We start from the raw sequence: 16,530 nt of genomic DNA, 5'->3' as shown, positions 1-16,530 counted from the left end.
CACCCGCCCCGAAGGAAGCCCGGCATGACACTGATGACCTACCGCGACGCCGTGGCACGGGGCATCGCGCAAGAGCTCGAACGTGACGACAGCGTGGTCTTCCTCGGCGAGGACATCGGCGCGGCGGGCGGCGTGTTCAAGGCGACCGGAGGGCTGCTCGAAAGGTTCGGGCCGCTGCGCGTCGCCGACACGCCCATCTCCGAACAGGCCATCCTCGGCGCCGCGATGGGCGCGGCGATGACCGGGCTGCGCCCGATCGCCGAGATCATGTTCTCCGACTTCCTCGCCGTGTGCTGGGACCTGATCGCGAACGAGATCGCCAAGACCCGCTACATGACCAACGGGCAGATCTCGCTTCCGCTGGTCATCAGGACCGGAAACGGCGGCGGGCTGCGGTTCGGCGCCCAGCATTCGCAGAGCCTCGAGAACTGGGCCATGGCCGTTCCCGGACTGAAGGTGGTGGCTCCGTCCACCCCCGAGGACGTCGTCGGCCTGCTCGCGGCCGCGGTCCGCGACCCCGACCCCGTGATGTTCTTCGAGCACAAGGGGCTCTACTCCATGAAGGGCGAGGTCCCCGACGGTGAGATCGTCGACACCCTGGGCACCGCGAAGGTGCGGCGGCAGGGAACCGACTGCACCATCCTCGCGCTGGCCGCGATGGTGCCCCGGGCACTGAAGGCCGCCGACGTGCTCGCCGCGGCGGGCATCAGCGCGACGGTCGTGGACGTCCGCTCGCTGGTCCCGCTCGACACCGCGACGATCCTCGACGCCGTCGCCAGGACCGGGCAGCTGTTCACCGTGGAGGAGAACCCGCGCCTGTGCGGCTGGGGCGCCGAGATCGTCTCGGTGGTCGTCGAGGAGATCTGGGACGACCTCGACGGGGCCCCGATCCGGATCACCACCCCGCACGTCCCGCTCCCGTCCTCGGACACGCTCGAGGACGCGACGATCCCCTCGGTCACGCGCATCGTGGACACCGTACGGAAGGTGATGGAGTGATGAGCGCCGAAGCACTCGCCCTCGCCCCCACGGACCTGCTGGTCGGCGGCGAGTGGCGACCGGCGAGCACCGGCTCGACGATGGACGTGCACGACCCGTCCACCACCGAGGTCCTCGCCCGGGTGGCCGACGGCACGGTCGAGGACGCGATGGCCGCGGTGGGCGCCGCCGCGGCCGCCGGCCCCGCCTGGGCCGCCACCCCGCCACGCCTGCGGGCCGAGGTGCTCAGGCGGGCGTTCACCCTGATGACCGAACGCGCGGAGCTCCTCGCCGCGCTGATCGTGCTCGAGAACGGCAAGGCCCTGCCGGACGCACGGGGCGAGGTCGCCTACGCCGCGGAGTTCTTCCGGTGGTACGCCGAGGAGGCCGTGCGCGCGGCGGGCTCCCTCTCCACGGCCCCGGCGGGGGCCAACCGCATCCTCGTGCTCCAGCAGCCGGTGGGAGTGTGCGTCCTCGTCACCCCGTGGAACTTCCCGGCCGCGATGGCGACCCGCAAGATCGCGCCCGCCCTCGCCGCGGGATGCTCCATGGTGCTCAAGCCCGCCAGTGACACGCCCCTGACCGCCCTCGCGATCGGCGCGATCCTTTCCGAGGCCGGGGTGCCCGACGGCGTCGTCAACGTCGTGCCGTCGCGGCGCTCCGGGGCGGTGGTGTCGGCGATGCTGCACGACCCCAGGGTGCGCAAGCTCTCCTTCACCGGAAGCACCGAGGTGGGCCGGGTCCTGCTGCGCGAGGCGTCGGACTGCGTGGTGAACACCTCGATGGAGCTGGGCGGCAACGCGCCGTTCCTCGTGCTCGACGACGCGGACGTGGAGGAGGCCGTCGCCGGCGCGATGATCGCCAAGATGCGCAACGGCGGCGAGGCGTGCACGTCGGCCAATCGCTTCTACGTGCACAGCCGGGTCGCGGGCGAGTTCTCGAAGGGTCTCGCCACCGCGATGGACGCCCTCGTCGTCGGGCCCGGACTAGAACCCGGGACGCAGGTCGGACCGCTGATCAACCAGGCCGCCGTCGACAAGGTGAGCGAACTGGTCGAGGGCGCGATCGACGGCGGCGCCCGGCCCCTGGCCGGAGGCGGCTCCGTGGACCGGCGGGGATGGTTCTACCGGCCCACCGTCCTCGGCAACGTCGACCCGTCCTCGGCGATCCTCCGGGAGGAGATCTTCGGCCCGGTCGCCCCGATCGTGGTCTTCGACGACCTCGACGAGGCCATCCGGCTCGCCAACGACACCGAGTACGGCCTGGTGTCATACGTCTACACCGGCGACCTGGCGCGCGGGCTGCGGGTGAGCGAGGCGCTCGAGGCGGGAATGATCGGCCTGAACCGGGGCGTGGTGAGCGACCCCGCCGCGCCGTTCGGCGGGGTGAAGCAGAGCGGCATCGGCCGCGAGGGCGGCCACGACGGCCTGCTCGACTACCTGGAGTCCAAGTACGTCGCGGTGCAGTGGTGAACCGCCTCCTGGACCGCGACGTGGGTGCCGGGCCGGTGGCGGCTGCCGGTGTCGGGGTCCAGGGGGTCGCGATGGTGCTGCCGCAATAGCGACAGCGGGTCACTTCGACGCTGGATGCGCCCATGGAGGCGACTCCCTGATGGGCGATCCTCCAGCCGATACCGCAGAAGCGACGCCGAGACTCGGGCATGACGGGACGGGCCTTGCCCGTGTATTTGCGGCGGATCCAGCGCGTCATCCCACGAGCGGGATCATGCACATGCCGTCGCGCAAGCCGCTTGCGAAGAACAGGTGCAAATATTCACCTTCGGGGCTCTGAATTTCGTGATCATTTCGTGTCTATGCATGCGGGATGTAAGCGTGTTAAAACCAAATTAATTAATCGTCGAGCTATGAAAAGGCTTGTGACTGGCGCTTTTCCATCCCGTTCGACAGCACGACGGAGGCGGTATCCCTCCGGTTCCCCCACGTCACCCCCCGGCAACACGCGGCGGCGCGCGCTTTGCCTGACTGAGGCATGAGGTCAGGTCGAAATGCACATGCATACCGGAGTTCACCTACGCAGCGTGCGAGGTGCGGCATGAGAAGAATGCTCGCAACCCTGTTGCTGCTCCTCTCCACCGTCGTAGTCCCCTCTCTCGCAGTCCCCGCGCAAGCCTCGGCCGCCGCGGACGCACCGTTCTCCGCGCTGGTCTTCTCCAAGACCGCCGGCTTCCGGCACACCTCCATCCCGGCGGGCATCGCCGCGATCAAGCAACTGGGACAGGAACATGGCTTCACCGTCGACGCCACCGAGGACGCCGGCGCCTTCACCGTGGGGAACCTGGCCAAGTACCAGGTCGTGCTCTTCCTGTCCACCACGGGTGACGTGCTGAACGCCGCTCAGCAGACCGCTTTCGAGAGCTACATCAAGGGCGGCGGCGGGTTCGCGGGCGTGCACGCGGCCTCCGACACCGAGTACGACTGGCCCTGGTACGGCAAGCTGATCGGCGCGTACTTCAAGCAGCACCCCACGCCCCAGCAGGCCGTCGTCAAGGTCGAGGATCCCACTCACCCCTCCACCGCGGGGCTGCCCGCCCGCTGGACCCGCAACGACGAGTGGTACGACTTCCGCACCGACCCGCGGGGCACGGTCCACGTCCTGACCTCCATGGACGAGACCAGCTACAGCGGCGGCACGATGGGCGCCGACCACCCCAACAGCTGGTGCCAGAACTACGACGGCGGCCGCTCGTGGTACACCGCGCTGGGCCACGACGACGCGTCTTTCGCCGAGCCGAACTTCCTGAAGATGCTGCTGGGCGGCCTGCAGACCGCGGCCGGCGTGGTGCCGGCCGACTGCTCGGCCAGCCTGGACTCGGCGTTCGCCAAGGTCACGCTCGACGACAACACCTCCAACCCGATGATGCTGGACGTCGCCGCGGACGGCACCGTCTTCTACATCGACCTGGTCGGGGATCTCAAGGCGGTCAAGCCGGGCGGCGGTGTGGTCACCTCCGGTCACCTGAATGTCTTCACCGCCAACGAAGGCGGCCTGCTCGGCCTGGCACTCGACCCGGCGTTCGCCACCAACCGCTGGGCGTACCTGTACTACTCCCCGCAGGACAAGGTCGTGGACCGGCTGTCGCGCTTCACCATCAGGTCGGACCTGACACTCGACCCCACCAGCGAGAAGGTCGTGCTGGAGGTGCCGGTGCAGCGGGCCGAGTGCTGCCACCACGGCGGCGGCATGGTGTTCGACAAGGCCACGGGCGACCTGTGGCTGGCCGTGGGCGACAACACCAACCCCTTCGCCTCCGACGGGTACGCCCCGATCGACGAGCGCGCGGGCCGGGACAGCTGGGACGCGCAGCGCAGCTCGGCGAACTCCAATGACCTTCGCGGCAAGCTGCTGCGCATCCACCCCGAGCCCGGCGGCACGTACACCGTCCCCGCGGGCAACCTGTTCCCGCCGGGCACGGCCAAGACCCGCCCGGAGATCTACGGGATGGGCTTCCGCAACCCGTTCAGGATCGGCATCGACCCGAAGACGCACAAGCCGTTGGTCGCCGACTACGGGCCGGACGCGGGCAACGCCAGCCCCACGCGTGGCCCGGAGAACACCGTCGAGTGGAACCTCATCAACGGCCCGGGCTTCTACGGCTGGCCGTACTGCGTCGGCAACAACAAGCCCTACATCGACTTCGACTTCGCGACGAACACCTCCAAGCAGGCGTACAACTGCGCGGCGCCGAAGAACGACTCGCCCAACAACACCGGCATCACCGACCTGCCCGCGGTCAAGGCCGCCACGGTCTACTACCACTACGCCGCCGACCCCGCGTTCCCCGAACTGGGCGGCGGCGGCGCGCCCATGGCCGGGCCCGCCTACCGCTTCGACCCGGCGCTGGTGTCGGACCGCAAGTGGCCCGCCTACTGGGACGGCAAGGCCGTCTTCGGTGAGTGGAACCAGAATCACCTGTACTCCTTCCAGCTCAGCGCCGACGGCTCACAACTGGCCGACATCAACCCGATGCTGGGCTCGATGAGCTTCAAGAAGCCGATGGACATGAAGTTCGGCCCTGATGGGGCGCTCTACCTCATCGAGTGGGGCTCGGGCTTCGGCGGCAACAACACCGACTCCGGCATCTATCGGATCGACTACACGCAGGGCAACCGGGCGCCGGTCGCCCAGGCCAAGGCCGACAAGACCTCCGGCCCCGCGCCACTGACCGTGAAGTTCTCCAGCGCCGGATCCGCCGACCCCGACGGCACGCCGCTCACCTACGCCTGGGACTTCGACGGCAACGGCAGCGTCGACTCCACCGAGGCGAACCCCTCCCGCACCTACACCGCGGCGGGTAACTTCTCCGCCGTGCTGACCGTGAAGGACGCGGGCGGCAAGACCGCCACCGCCAACGTGCCGATCGTGGTCGGCAACACCGCGCCCACCGTGACGATCAACCTGCCGCCCAACGGCAGCCTGTTCACCTTCGGCGACCGGGTCAACTTCACCGTCACGGTCACCGACCCCGAGGACGGCACGATCGACTGCGCGAACGTGAAGATCCAGGCGATCCTGGGCCATGACACGCACGGTCACCCGCTCGACCAGTACACCGGCTGCTCCGGCACCGTCCAGACCACCCTGTCCTCCGGGCACAGCGAGGGCGACAACGTCTTCTACGTGCTGGAGGCCAGCTACACCGACAGGGGCGGCGCCGGCTCCTCGGGGCCGCTGACCGGCAGGGCCCAGACGCTCCTGCAGCCCAAGCACAAGCAGGCCGAGTTCTTCACCGCGACCGGGCGCGCCTCCGGCGGCACCGGTACCGGCGACCCCGGTGTGCGGGTGGAGACGACCTCCGATCCGCAGGGCGGCTTCAACAACATCGCCTTCATCGAGGATGGCGACTACTGGAGCCACGACCCGGTCAACCTGTCGGGGATCGAACGCCTGAGCTTCCGCGCGGCCTCCGGCTCCACCGGCGGCACGATCGAGGTCCGGGCGGGCGCGGTGGACGGTCCGCTGGTCGGGAAGGTCACGGTGACCGGCACCGGCGGCTGGCAGACCTACCAGAACTTCCCGGTGACGCTGACCAACCCGCCGACCTCCAGCGGGCCGCTGTACTTCGTCGTCCGCAAGCCGGCGGGCAGCGACAACAACGGCGCGCTGATCAACGTCAACTGGACCGACTTCATCGCCAGGAGCGTCAACGGCGTCACCCTGAGCGCCAACCCCACCAGCCTGTCCTTCGGCACGCGCAACACCGGCACGACCAGTCCGGCGCAGGCCGTCACGGTCACCAACACCGGCAGCGCGGCGGCGGCCCTGAGCGGCGTCACCGTCACCGGTGACTACGCGCAGACCAAGACCTGCGGCACCACCCTCGCCGCCGGAGCCTCCTGCACGGTCAACGTCACCTTCGCTCCGACCGCCTCGGGCAGCCGTCCGGGCACGCTCAACGTGGCGAGCAACGACGTGAACGGCCCTCTGTCGGTCGGCCTGACCGGCAGCGGCGTCACCTCGACCACCAACCTCGCGCTCGGCGCGACGATGACCGCCGGCAGCTCCAACGGCGGATTCCCGGCCGGCAACACCAACGACGACAACACCGCCACCTACTGGGAGGCCGGCGGCGCCTTCCCGCAGTGGCTGCAGGCCGACCTCGGCTCCACCCAGAGCATCGGCTCCATCACCCTGAAACTGCCGCCGCCGGCCGCGTGGGCGACCAGGACGCAGACCCTGTCCGTCGAGGCCAGCACCAACGGCTCCACCTGGACCACCCTCAAGGCCTCGGCCGGCTACACCTTCAACCCCTCCAGCGGCAACAGCGTCACGATCCCCCTGACCTCCTCCACCGCGCGCCAGATCCGGCTGAACTTCACCGCCAACACCGGCTGGAGCGCGGCCCAGCTCGCAGAATTCCAGATCTTCCCCGGCGGCGGGGGCCCCGTCCAGACCGTGTCGCTGTCGGCCTCCCCGACCACCCTGGCGTTCGCCGCCAGAACGGTCGCCAGCACCAGCCCCGCGCAGACCGTAACGATCACCAACAACGGCACCGCGTCGGCGACGCTCGGCACCATCGCCACCACCGGTGACTACGCGCAGACCAAGACCTGCGCCACCACCCTGGCCGCCGGAGCCTCCTGCACCGTCAATGTCACCTTCACCCCCACCGCGACCGGCACCCGTACCGGCACCCTGAGCGTGGCCAGCAACGACCCGAACGGGCCGCTGACCGTGGCCCTGACCGGCACCGGCGGCTCGGCGCCCGTCACCAACCTGGCCCAGGGCAGGGCGACCACGGAGACCAGCCACTCCCAGACCTACGGCTCGGCCAACATCGTGGACGGCAACGCCGGCACCTACTGGGAGTCGGCCAACAACGCCTTCCCGCAGTCGGTCACCGTCGACCTCGGCTCGTCGGTGAGCGTCGGCCGCATCGTTCTCAAGCTGCCCCCGGCCACCGCCTGGGCCACCCGTACCCAGGCGGTCACCGTTCTGGGCAGCACCGACGGATCGAACTTCACCGGCGTCGTCGGCTCGGCGACCTACACCTTCAACCCCGCCTCCGGTAACACGGCCACCGTCACCTTCCCGGCCACCAGCAGGCGTTACCTGCGCCTGACCTTCACCGCCAACAGCGGCTGGCCCGCCGGCCAGCTCTCCGAGTTCGAGGTCTACGCCTCCTAAGTAGTTCTCCGCCTCCGGGGGGGATGAAGTCCGTTCCCCCCGGAGGCGGAGAACTATTCCCGCCAGTCGTCCATGGCGGCGACGATGCGCTCGGCGGTGATCGGCAGATCCCGGACCCGCACGCCGACGGCGGCGGCCACCGCGTTGCCGATGGCGGCCGCGGTGGGGCCCTGCGCCGCCTCGCCGGAGCCCACCGACGGCTCGTCCGGCCGGTCGATCACCTCGACCACGACCTCCGGCACCTCGGTGAACCTGAGGATGGGGTAGCTCTCCCAGTCGTCGCTGGTGATCCGCGTGCGGTCGAACCGTACCTGCTCCTTGAGGGTCCAGCTCGTGGACTGCACGGCCCCGCCCTCGATCTGGTTCGCGACGCCGTCGGGGTTGACCACGCGGCCGACGTCGACGGCGATCGTGAGGCGGCGCACGCGGATGTCGTGCACCGCCTCCACCTCGGCGACCACCGCGCAGTACGCGCCCCTGTCCTTGTATCTCGCGAAGCCGATCCCGAGGGCGACGCCGTCCTCCGTGGATTGTCCCGGCCAGCCGGCGGCCCGGGCGGCCCGCTCCACGACCTCCCGCGCTCGCGGATCGGTGAGGTGCGCCAGACGGTATTCGAGCGCGTCGCGTCCGGCCGCGGCGGCGATCTCGTCGATGAAGGACTCGATCGCGAAGACGTTGAGGTAGGCGCCCAGGGTCCGCAGCGCGGACGTGCGGATCGGCGTCGTCAGGGCGCGATGCGCCCTGATGGAGCGGCGCGGGATCACGTAGAGGGGAACGGCGTTGCGCCCGGTGCCGCCGCCGCCCGCGAGCGCCGGGTCGGCGGACGGGGGCAGAAGGTGGGGCCGCTCGGTGTGCGCCGCGGCGAGTAGCCCCGGGGATCCCGCGTACCCCGGACGTGCCGTGTGCCCGTAGCTCCACACGTCGTAGGACCACGACAGGAGCCGCCCGTCAGGGGCCAGGCCCGCGGCGACGTCCGCGACCATCGCGGACCCCAGGGGACTCCAGGTCAGCTCGTCCGCCCGGCTCCACACCACGTGCACCGGCCTGCCGGGGACCGCCCGGGCGAGGAGCACGGCGTCGTAGGCGGCGTCGTCGGCGCCGTTGTGCCCGTAGGCGCCGGCACCCTCGACATGGTGAACGGTCACGGTGGCGATGTCGACGCCCGCCGCCTGGGCGATGGCGCGGCGCAGCGGGTGGACGCCCTGGCTGTGCGACCAGACGGTGAGCCCGTCCTCGTCCCAGAGCGCGGCGCCGCAGCTCGGTGCGATGGAGGCGTGGGCGAGGAAACCGCGCGTGTAGGTCGCCGCCATCGAGGTGGTCGCCACCGGGGCCTCGCCGTCGCTGTCGGCGTCAGTGATGTCGGTGATGTCGCCAGGGTCTCCGGTGTCGGTGGTGCCGGCGGGTGCCGTGGCCGCCGCGGATTCGGCGCCGCTCCCGCGCGTCGCGGCCGGCCCGGGCCCGGCACCGTCGTCACGGACCACGGTCGTCTCGGTCTCCGCGCCGCGCAGCACCGCCTGCATCGACTCCTCCGGGGGCAGGGACTCCTCCTCCCGCCACCGGCAGGCCTGGCGCAGCGCGACGGCCGCCCTCTCCGCCCCGGTCTCCGTCTCGGCCACGACCCCCAGGAAGTCTCCGTCCCGGACGACCGCGACGACCCCGGGCAGCCGCTCCACGGGCGCGAGGTCGGCCCCGAGCAGTCGCGCGGCCGGAGACGGCGGCCGTACGACACGGCCGGCGAGCCGGCCGGGCAGGGAGAGATCGTGGATGAAGCGCGGCCGCCCGGTCATCTTGTCCGGCAGGTCGACGCGGGCTGCGCTCGTGCCCACCACGGCGCGTCCGGCCACGGGCCTCGGTGACGCGAGGCCCAGGATCTCCCGGTCGAGGTCGACGCGCGCCGCCAGGTCCCAGTAGGAGGTTTTGCAGGTGCCGTCGCGGTCCCGCAGGACGCCGTCCGCCACGACCATCTCGTCCGCGTCGACCCCGAGTCTCGCCGCGGCCTCCCGGAGAAACAGGGCGCGGGCCTCGGCGCACGCCATGCGCAGCGCCTCGGCGTCGGCGACCGACATGCTTCCGGCGGTGAAGCCCTGATCCGGCCCGGAGGCGGTCGTGGCCGCCAGGACCAGGACGCGATGCGGTGCGACACCGAGCTCGTCGGCCGCGATCTGGCCCAGGGCGGTCAGGATGCCCTGCCCGAGCTCGGCCTTGCCGCTGAACACGTGGACGGTCCCGTCGCCGTGGATCGCGAGCCACTGCGACACCCGGGGGTTCGCCGTGACGCCTCGTGGCAGGGAGACGGCGGCCCCTGACGGCTCAGGATGACGGCCGGCCGCGTTGTTCCCCGCGCCGTGGGCGCCGTGGTCCGTCACGGCCGGTCTGGCGGACATGGACGTCATCGGAGCTCCTTCGCGGCCCGCATCACGGCACGGATCATGCGCCGCTGGGCGCCGCAGCGGCAGAGGTTGCGGTCCAGCGCCTCGGCCACCTCCAGCTCGTCCGGCGCGGGGTTGCGGGTGAGGAGCGCGGCGGCGCTGATCAGAATTCCCGACAGGCAGTATCCGCACTGGCCGGCCTGCTCGTCGAGGAAGGCCTGCTGCAGCGGGTGGGGGGAGTCGAGATCGCCGAGGCCCTCGACGGTGACGACGTCCTTGCCCTCGGCCGCCCAGAGCGGGGTGTCGCAGGACGGCGTCGGATACCCGTCGAGCAGCACGAAGCACGCGCCGCACAGCCCGGCACCGCACCCGAATCGCGGCCCCTTCAGGCCGAGATCCTCCCGGAGGACATGGAGAAGGCTCGTCTCCGCGTCGGCGCCGACCGAACGCTTGACCCCGTTGACGGTCATCTCATGCGTCACGTCGTCCCGGACCCCTCTTCAAGCGCCTTGGCACATTTATGCAAACGATTGCTAACGATGTCGCGGAAGGACGCCACCCGTCAAGGGGCCTGCGAACACCACTCGATTGCCGCATCTCCTCACGGTAGACGAACCCGCGGGGCCGTGGTCGTTCCCCGGGACGGGCGCGGGAGCCGGAGGGCGTCAGCCGATGACCGCCTCGTGCAGCGGGACGTCGGGATCGGCGAGCTTGTCGCGGTCGACGGTGCCGCCCGAGCCGATCAGGGCCTTGATCTGGTCCGTGACATCCCAGACGTTGACGTTCATGCCGGCCGCCACCTTGCCGTCGTCGAGCCAGAACGCGATGAAGTGGCGGGAGCCGAGATCGCCCCGGACGACGACGTCGTTGTTGTGGTCGGGCGGAATGTAGCCGGTGTACTCCATGCCGAGGTCGTACTGGTCGGTGTAGAAGTAGGGCAGCCTGTCGTAGGCGGCCTCCTGCCCGAGCATGGCGCGGGCGGCGACGGCGGGCTGGTTGAGGGCGTTGGCCCAGTGCTCGACCCGGATGTGGGCGCCCAGCAGCGGATGGTAGGCGCTGGCGACGTCACCGGCGGCGAAGATGTCGGGATCCGAGGTGCGCAGGCCGGCGTCGACCCGTACGCCGTCCTCGACCTCCAGCCCGGCGGCGACGGCGAGATCGGTGTTGGGGGCCGCGCCGATGCCGACGATGACCGCGTCAACCTCGAGGTGGGTGCCGTCCGCCAGCCGTACCCCTCGCACCTTCCCGTGCTCGCCCGTGATCTCGGAGACCTGCACGCCCAGCCGCAGGTCCACGTCGTGGGCGCGGTGCAGGTCGGCGAAGACGGAGGCGATCTGGGAGCCGAGCACGCGCAGCAGCGGCTGCCGCTCGACCTCCAGGACGCTCACCCGCACATCGGCGGCCCGGGCCGCGGCGGCGACCTCCAGGCCGATCCAGCCCGCTCCGATGATCGCGACCCGGGACGCGGTGGCCAGGGTGTCGCGGATGCGCTCGCTGTCCTGCACGGTACGCAGGTACAGCACGCCGTCCAGGTCCGCACCCGGGATGGTCAGGCGGCGGGGCGTGGCACCGGTGGCCAGCAGCAGCTTGTCGTAGCCGATTCGCTCGCCGTCGGACAGGGTGACCTGATGGCCGCCCCGGTCGATGCCGGTCACCGCGGTGCCGGAGCGCAGTTCGATGTCATGATCGCGATACCAGGCGCCGTCGTGGACGATGAACTTCTCTCGTCCGGACTTTCCCTGCAGGTAGTCCTTGGACAGCGGCGGGCGCTCGTACGGCAGGTGGGACTCGTCGCCGATCAGCAGGATCCGGCCGTCGAAGCCCTGCTCGCGCAGGGCCTCGGCGGTTTTGGCCGCGGCGAGGCCGCCGCCTGCGATCACGAATGTAGCGGGTGCGGACATGACGTCATGCTCCTGTCGGGTTCGTGGGTGCCTCGTGGTCGGTGTCCGGTTCGATGAGCAGCCGGAACAGGGCTTCGATCCGGCCGGCGAGCAGGGTGGGATCGGCTCCGGCGAGCGCGGTGGTGCCGATCACCTTACGCATCATCCAGCGCCCGCAATGAGGGACAGGAGCGGTTCGTGGCACTCATCCGCCCCGCATCGGGCAGGAGGTCCGTCCGATGCCGGCCGACGTGCCGCTCGATTGAGGCGCGGGTGATCTCCACGGCCCGCGGGTTGAACGCCGACCGCGGCACATCCGCGTCGACGGCGGAATCATCCGTTCCGTTCACTGGCGGGAACCGTCCATTCCGTCCGGCTGCAGGGCCGGGGCGGAGACGGGGTCGGGTACGTGAAGCGGGAGCCGGAGGACAAAACGCGCGCCGCGGGGGCTGTCCTCGATCTGGAGGGTGCCGCCGCTGGTCTCGGCGATCTGCCGGGCGATCGGCAGGCCCAGCCCGGTGCCCCCGGCGTCCCTGTTGCGGGAGGCGTCCAGCCGGGCGAAGCGCTGGAACACCAGTTCACGCTTGTCCGGGTCGATGCCCTGTCCGTCGTCGATCACCTCCAGCACCGCCATACCGTGCGGGAAGCGCTGACCGTCGTACTCGTCGCCCGGCGCGCGCCGCACGCTGATAGTGATCATGCTGTCGGCGTGCCGTTCGGCGTTGTCGAGGAGGTTGGTGAGGAGACGACCCAGCCGCAACCGGTCGCCGATCACCACGAGGCCGGGTTCGAGCAGGCATTCGTACCCCTTGGCGATGTGGTGGCGCATCCGGCACTCCGCGGTGACGAGCTCGGCCAGGTCGATCGGGTCGCGGGCGCCCGGACTTCCCGCGTCCAGCCGGGCGATGGTCAGCAGGTCCTGCACGATCGCCTGGAGCCGCTCCAGGCTGCCCAGGATGGCGTGTCCCACCTGGGTCACACTGGTTTCCCGGGGTGCCTGCAGGGCGTTCTCCACCTCGGCGCGCATGGCGGCGATGGGGCTGCGCAGGTCGTGGGAGGCGTCCGAGGCGAACTGGCGCTGCTGTTCCACCGCGGCCTCCAGGCGGCCCAGCGTGTGGTTGACGCTCTCGGCCAGATCGTGGATCTCGTCATCGCTGGACGGTACGGGCACCCGGCGGCCCAGGGAGGTCGCGTTGATCTCGTCGAGTTCCGCCCGGATGGCGGTCACCGGCCTGAGAGAGGCGGTGGCGATCCGGCGGCCGAGGTAGGTGATGGCCACGGCGAGCGCCAGCGCGCCCCCGCATATCACCGAGGCCAGCCACGGATCGATCCAGAAAGGAATTACCGGGGAGGCGCTGTAGACGATCCACTCCCCGTCCGGCCGGTGGGCCCGCTGCGCGGCCACGATGTTGCATTCGTGGGCGGGAAAGACCCCGCCGCACACGATGGAGGTGGCGACTTTCTCGTCACCGGGGGTGAACGTCGCCATGGGCGGCTTGCCCTGAAGTATCTGGGTCGAGGCGATGACCCGGCCCTGTGCGTCGACGATTTGGAGCCTGCGGGACTGGCGCCGCGCAAGCGGGTAGTCCACCCGGCCCCGCTCCACCTGGATGGCTATGCGGCCGCCGTCCGCGACGATCTCCTCGGTGAGGGACGCCGTGGCGAAGCGGTGGATGGCGACCATGAGCACCGTGGCCATCAGCGCGCACAACAGGGCCGCCACCACTCCGGTGAACAGAGTGATACGGGTTGTAATCGAGATTCGGCGTCTCGCGTTCATCCTCCGACCCCCCCTTGGCCAGTGGACCACATGGGTCACATGACGCTGCGAAGGGGGGGAGCATTGGCCTCGGGCGGGGTTGTCCTCCGCCTTTCGCCGCCCGGGCCGGTGGCGCGGTTGTCGTGGTGGATCAGTCCCAGGTGGGGAGATGCGCCTCGGCGTAGCGGGCGCCGAAGCCGCCGGACGGGAGGATCTCGGCGATGAGCTTCAGGTCGGCGTCGTCGAGGGTGAGGCCGGTGGCGGCGACGTTCTCCTCCAGTCGCTGGGAACTGCGGGTGCCGGGGATGGGGACGATGTCGTCTCCCTGGGCGAGAAGCCAGGCCAGGGCGAGCTGGGCGACGGTGGCGCCCTTGACGACGCCCAGCTCGGCGAGCCGGTGGGTGGCCTCAAGGTTCTTCTCGTAGTTGCCGGGCTGGAAGCGGGCGTCCCGGCGGCGCATGTCGGTGGAGTCGTATTCGGCGCCGGGCTTGGCCTGGCCGGTGAGGAAGCCCCGGCCGAGCGGCGAGTAGGGGACGAACCCGATCCCGAGTTCGCGCAGGGCGGGGAAGAGGATCTCGGCCTCGCGCTCGAACAGGGAGTACTCGGTCTGCAGGACCGAGACGGGCTGGACGGCGTGCGCGCGGCGGATGGTGTTCTCGCCCGCCTCGCTCAGGCCGAAGTAGCGGACCTTGCCGGCGTCGATGAACTCCTTGACCGTCCCGGCCACGTCCTCGATCGGCACGTCGGGGTCGACGCGGTGCTGGTAGAGCACGTCGATGACGTCGACGCCGAGGTAGCGCAGGCTGTTGTCGACGACCTCGCGGATGTGCTCGGGGCGGCTGTCGACACCGCTCTGCCGGGTGCCGGTCAGGTCGAACCCGAATTTGGTGGCGATGACGACCTCGTCCCGGACCGGTGCGAGCGCGGCCCCGACGATCCGCTCGTTCTCGCCCTGCCCGTACAGCTCGGCCGTGTCGAAGAACGTCACACCCAGCTCGTGGGCCCGGCGGATCGTCGCGGCCCCCTCCTTCTTGTCCGAGGGGCCGTATGCCAGGGAGATTCCCATCGCGCCGTATCCCAGCGCCGACGCCGTCAGGCCCTGCCGCCCGAGGTCCCGCTGCTGCATGATGCTTCCTCTTTCTCCGCGGCCGGGGCCCGCCCTCGTCAATGAAACGGGCTCCGACCTACGCTTTCATTGATGTTAGAGTTCTCTTACATTAAGTAAGAATACTCTAACATCGGGGAGAATCGTCCGTCGTGAGCAGCCCCACGACACCGCGACGCGGCTACCACCACGGCGACCTGCGTGCCGAGTTGATCCGCGAAGGCATCGCGCTCCTGGCGGAGACGGGCGTCGAGGGTTTCTCCGTGGCCAAGGTCGCCGCCCGCGCGGGTGTGTCGTCGGCCGCGCCCTACCGCCACTTTCCCGATCGTGAGGCGCTGCTGGCCGCCTGCGCGGCCGCCGTCATCGCCGCCATCACCGACGTCTTCGCCCGGGCGGCGGAGGAGGCGGGGCCAGACCCGGTCGACCGGCTCGCCGCCACCGCGGGCGCCTACACCCGCTACGTCCTGGACCACCGCGCCGGCATCGACCTCGTCTACGTCCACGACTTCACCGGCCCCCACCACCAGACCGTCCAGGAGCAGAGCCGCCGCTTCATGGACACCCTCATGGCCCTGGCCTCGGCCGTCCTGCCCGACGACACCTCCTGGGCCGACACCGCGGACTTCGTCTACGTTCACCTGTCCACCACGCACGGCTACGCCACCCTGCTCCCGAGAGGCGCCCGCCCGCCCCGGGACACCGACAGCCTCGCCGCCCGCGCCGCCACCGCCGCCCGCGACCACATCACCGGCCATCTCCTGCGCCTGCGCCGGTGATGGAAAGGCGGATCAAGGGCGGCTGAAGATCGAATTCCGGCGCCGAAGGAAATCTCCGCAGCGCTCCCGGGGCCGGCCCCTCGAAAATCGGTCTAAGACCCATGATCTTTCGTCGGCCGTCGAAGTAATCCGCTCGTACGGTCGAGCCCATGAACATCGCGACACGCTGTGGCACCACCACTGACATATCGGCCGACCACATGACCATCACGCCGAGCATTCTGTACTTCGGGACACCGGTCGTGCTGCTGTCGACCGAGAACGAGGACGGCTCGTTCAACCTCGCCCCGATGTCCTCCGCCTGGGCGCTCGGGCAGGTGGTCGTCCTGGGACTGGGGGCCGAAGGCCGGACCGGGCAGAACCTGACCGCCCGGCCCGACCTGGTGATCAACCTGCCGCAGCCGCGGCAGTGGCCGGCGGTGGAACGCCTCGCCCCGCTGACGGGGCGCGACCCGGTCCCGGCGCACAAGCAGGGCGCGTTCCGCTTCGAGCCGGACAAGTTCGGGGCCGCCGGCCTGCGACCTGAGCCTTCCGATCTGGTTCGCCCGCCCCGGGTCGCCGAATGCCCGATCCAGATGGAGGCCCGCGCCGTACGGGTCCAGCCCGACGCCTCCGACGATTTCCTCATCGTGGAAGCCCACGTGCTCAAGGTCCACGCCGACCCGCGCATTGTCGTGCCCGGCACCCAGCACGTCGACCCGGCCCTGTGGAGCCCGCTGATCTACAATTTCCGCCACTATTTCGGGCTCGGCCCCGAGCTCGGCCAGAGCTTCCGCTCCCAGACGCCAAGGCCGGGCCGATGAACCCCTCCGCCGCGGGTCGGTACGGTCGTCAGGGCCGCCCACGCCCTCTTCCGCCTCGAACGCGGCAGGACATCCTGACGGGTCCGTTATCTGAAACGGCTCACCGACGATCTACCGGGGTGCGCCGGTCCGGGACCAGGCCTGCTGGGCGGTCCTGTAGTCGATCACGACGATTCCCTTCATCCACACCCTCAGCCTGAAAAGGCCTGTCCAGT

General features: G+C 70.4%; 11 protein-coding genes. 5 read left to right on the top strand and 6 right to left on the bottom strand.

Annotation, left to right across the window (positions count from 1 at the left end):
- Positions 1–24 precede the first annotated feature (24 nt).
- From DKM19_RS26245 to DKM19_RS26235, 3 genes are all read left to right on the top strand, one after another.
- Positions 25–999: an alpha-ketoacid dehydrogenase subunit beta gene (locus DKM19_RS26245; RefSeq protein ID WP_110699046.1), complete on the top strand. Its 975-nt coding sequence runs from the start codon at positions 25–27 to the stop codon at positions 997–999.
- A complete protein-coding gene (locus DKM19_RS26240; protein WP_110699045.1) occupies positions 999–2,450 on the top strand; it encodes an NAD-dependent succinate-semialdehyde dehydrogenase in 1,452 nt (483 codons plus the stop codon). The genes DKM19_RS26245 and DKM19_RS26240 overlap by 1 nt, the downstream gene beginning before the upstream one ends.
- Before the next feature lie 580 nt (positions 2,451–3,030).
- On the top strand, positions 3,031–7,623 hold the full coding sequence (locus tag DKM19_RS26235) for a ThuA domain-containing protein (RefSeq protein ID WP_204358231.1): 4,593 nt from the start codon (positions 3,031–3,033) through the stop codon (positions 7,621–7,623).
- 53 nt (positions 7,624–7,676) lie between these two features.
- Here DKM19_RS26235 and DKM19_RS26230 read toward each other — a convergent pair whose 3' ends face one another.
- The 6 genes from DKM19_RS26230 to DKM19_RS26205 all read right to left on the bottom strand — a co-directional run bounded on the left by DKM19_RS26230 (position 7,677) and on the right by DKM19_RS26205 (position 14,757).
- Positions 7,677–10,016 carry a molybdopterin cofactor-binding domain-containing protein gene (locus DKM19_RS26230; RefSeq protein WP_204358230.1) on the bottom strand — a complete coding sequence of 780 codons (2,340 nt, stop codon included), beginning with the start codon at positions 10,014–10,016 and terminating at the stop codon, positions 7,677–7,679.
- Positions 10,013–10,474, bottom strand: coding sequence for a (2Fe-2S)-binding protein (locus DKM19_RS26225; protein WP_239513598.1), 462 nt, complete (start codon positions 10,472–10,474; stop codon positions 10,013–10,015). Before DKM19_RS26225 ends, DKM19_RS26230 begins: the two co-directional genes overlap by 4 nt.
- A 183-nt stretch (positions 10,475–10,657) precedes the next feature.
- On the bottom strand, positions 10,658–11,893 hold the full coding sequence (locus DKM19_RS26220) for an NAD(P)/FAD-dependent oxidoreductase (protein WP_110699042.1): 1,236 nt from the start codon (positions 11,891–11,893) through the stop codon (positions 10,658–10,660).
- A 4-nt stretch (positions 11,894–11,897) separates the two neighbouring features.
- On the bottom strand, positions 11,898–12,026 hold the full coding sequence (locus DKM19_RS52570) for a hypothetical protein (RefSeq protein WP_255415437.1): 129 nt from the start codon (positions 12,024–12,026) through the stop codon (positions 11,898–11,900).
- 192 nt (positions 12,027–12,218) lie between these two features.
- The gene (locus tag DKM19_RS26210; RefSeq protein WP_239513597.1) at positions 12,219–13,652 is read right to left on the bottom strand and encodes a cell wall metabolism sensor histidine kinase WalK; all 1,434 of its coding nucleotides are present in this window, start codon (positions 13,650–13,652) and stop codon (positions 12,219–12,221) included.
- A 130-nt stretch (positions 13,653–13,782) separates the two neighbouring features.
- Entirely contained in the window at positions 13,783–14,757 is a 975-nt protein-coding gene (locus DKM19_RS26205; RefSeq protein WP_110699040.1) for an aldo/keto reductase, read from the bottom strand.
- A 131-nt stretch (positions 14,758–14,888) separates the two neighbouring features.
- Between DKM19_RS26205 and DKM19_RS26200 the strand changes: the two genes are divergently transcribed.
- Both DKM19_RS26200 and DKM19_RS26195 read left to right on the top strand, forming a co-directional pair.
- On the top strand, positions 14,889–15,512 hold the full coding sequence (locus DKM19_RS26200) for a TetR/AcrR family transcriptional regulator (protein WP_110699039.1): 624 nt from the start codon (positions 14,889–14,891) through the stop codon (positions 15,510–15,512).
- Positions 15,513–15,661: 149 nt separating this feature from the next.
- Positions 15,662–16,315 (top strand): flavin reductase family protein, encoded by a 654-nt coding sequence (locus DKM19_RS26195; protein WP_110699038.1) that lies wholly within the window; start codon positions 15,662–15,664, stop codon positions 16,313–16,315.
- Positions 16,316–16,530: the final 215 nt, after the last annotated feature.

This window comes from Streptosporangium sp. 'caverna', from assembly GCF_003203775.1.
GTDB lineage: Bacteria > Actinomycetota > Actinomycetes > Streptosporangiales > Streptosporangiaceae > Streptosporangium > Streptosporangium subroseum.
Note: the sequence above shows the minus strand (reverse complement) of the source record. Positions and strands in the feature narration are given on the sequence as shown.

Coding starts and splice junctions, on each gene's coding strand:
- DKM19_RS26240 (WP_110699045.1), top strand. CDS start 999: ATGAGCGCCGAAGCACTCGCCCTCGCCCCCACGGACCTGCTGGTCGGC.
- DKM19_RS26195 (WP_110699038.1), top strand. CDS start 15,662: ATGAACATCGCGACACGCTGTGGCACCACCACTGACATATCGGCCGAC.
- DKM19_RS26245 (WP_110699046.1), top strand. CDS start 25: ATGACACTGATGACCTACCGCGACGCCGTGGCACGGGGCATCGCGCAA.
- DKM19_RS26220 (WP_110699042.1), bottom strand. CDS start 11,893: ATGTCCGCACCCGCTACATTCGTGATCGCAGGCGGCGGCCTCGCCGCG.
- DKM19_RS26205 (WP_110699040.1), bottom strand. CDS start 14,757: ATGCAGCAGCGGGACCTCGGGCGGCAGGGCCTGACGGCGTCGGCGCTG.
- DKM19_RS26230 (WP_204358230.1), bottom strand. CDS start 10,016: ATGACGTCCATGTCCGCCAGACCGGCCGTGACGGACCACGGCGCCCAC.
- DKM19_RS26235 (WP_204358231.1), top strand. CDS start 3,031: ATGAGAAGAATGCTCGCAACCCTGTTGCTGCTCCTCTCCACCGTCGTA.
- DKM19_RS26210 (WP_239513597.1), bottom strand. CDS start 13,652: ATGAACGCGAGACGCCGAATCTCGATTACAACCCGTATCACTCTGTTC.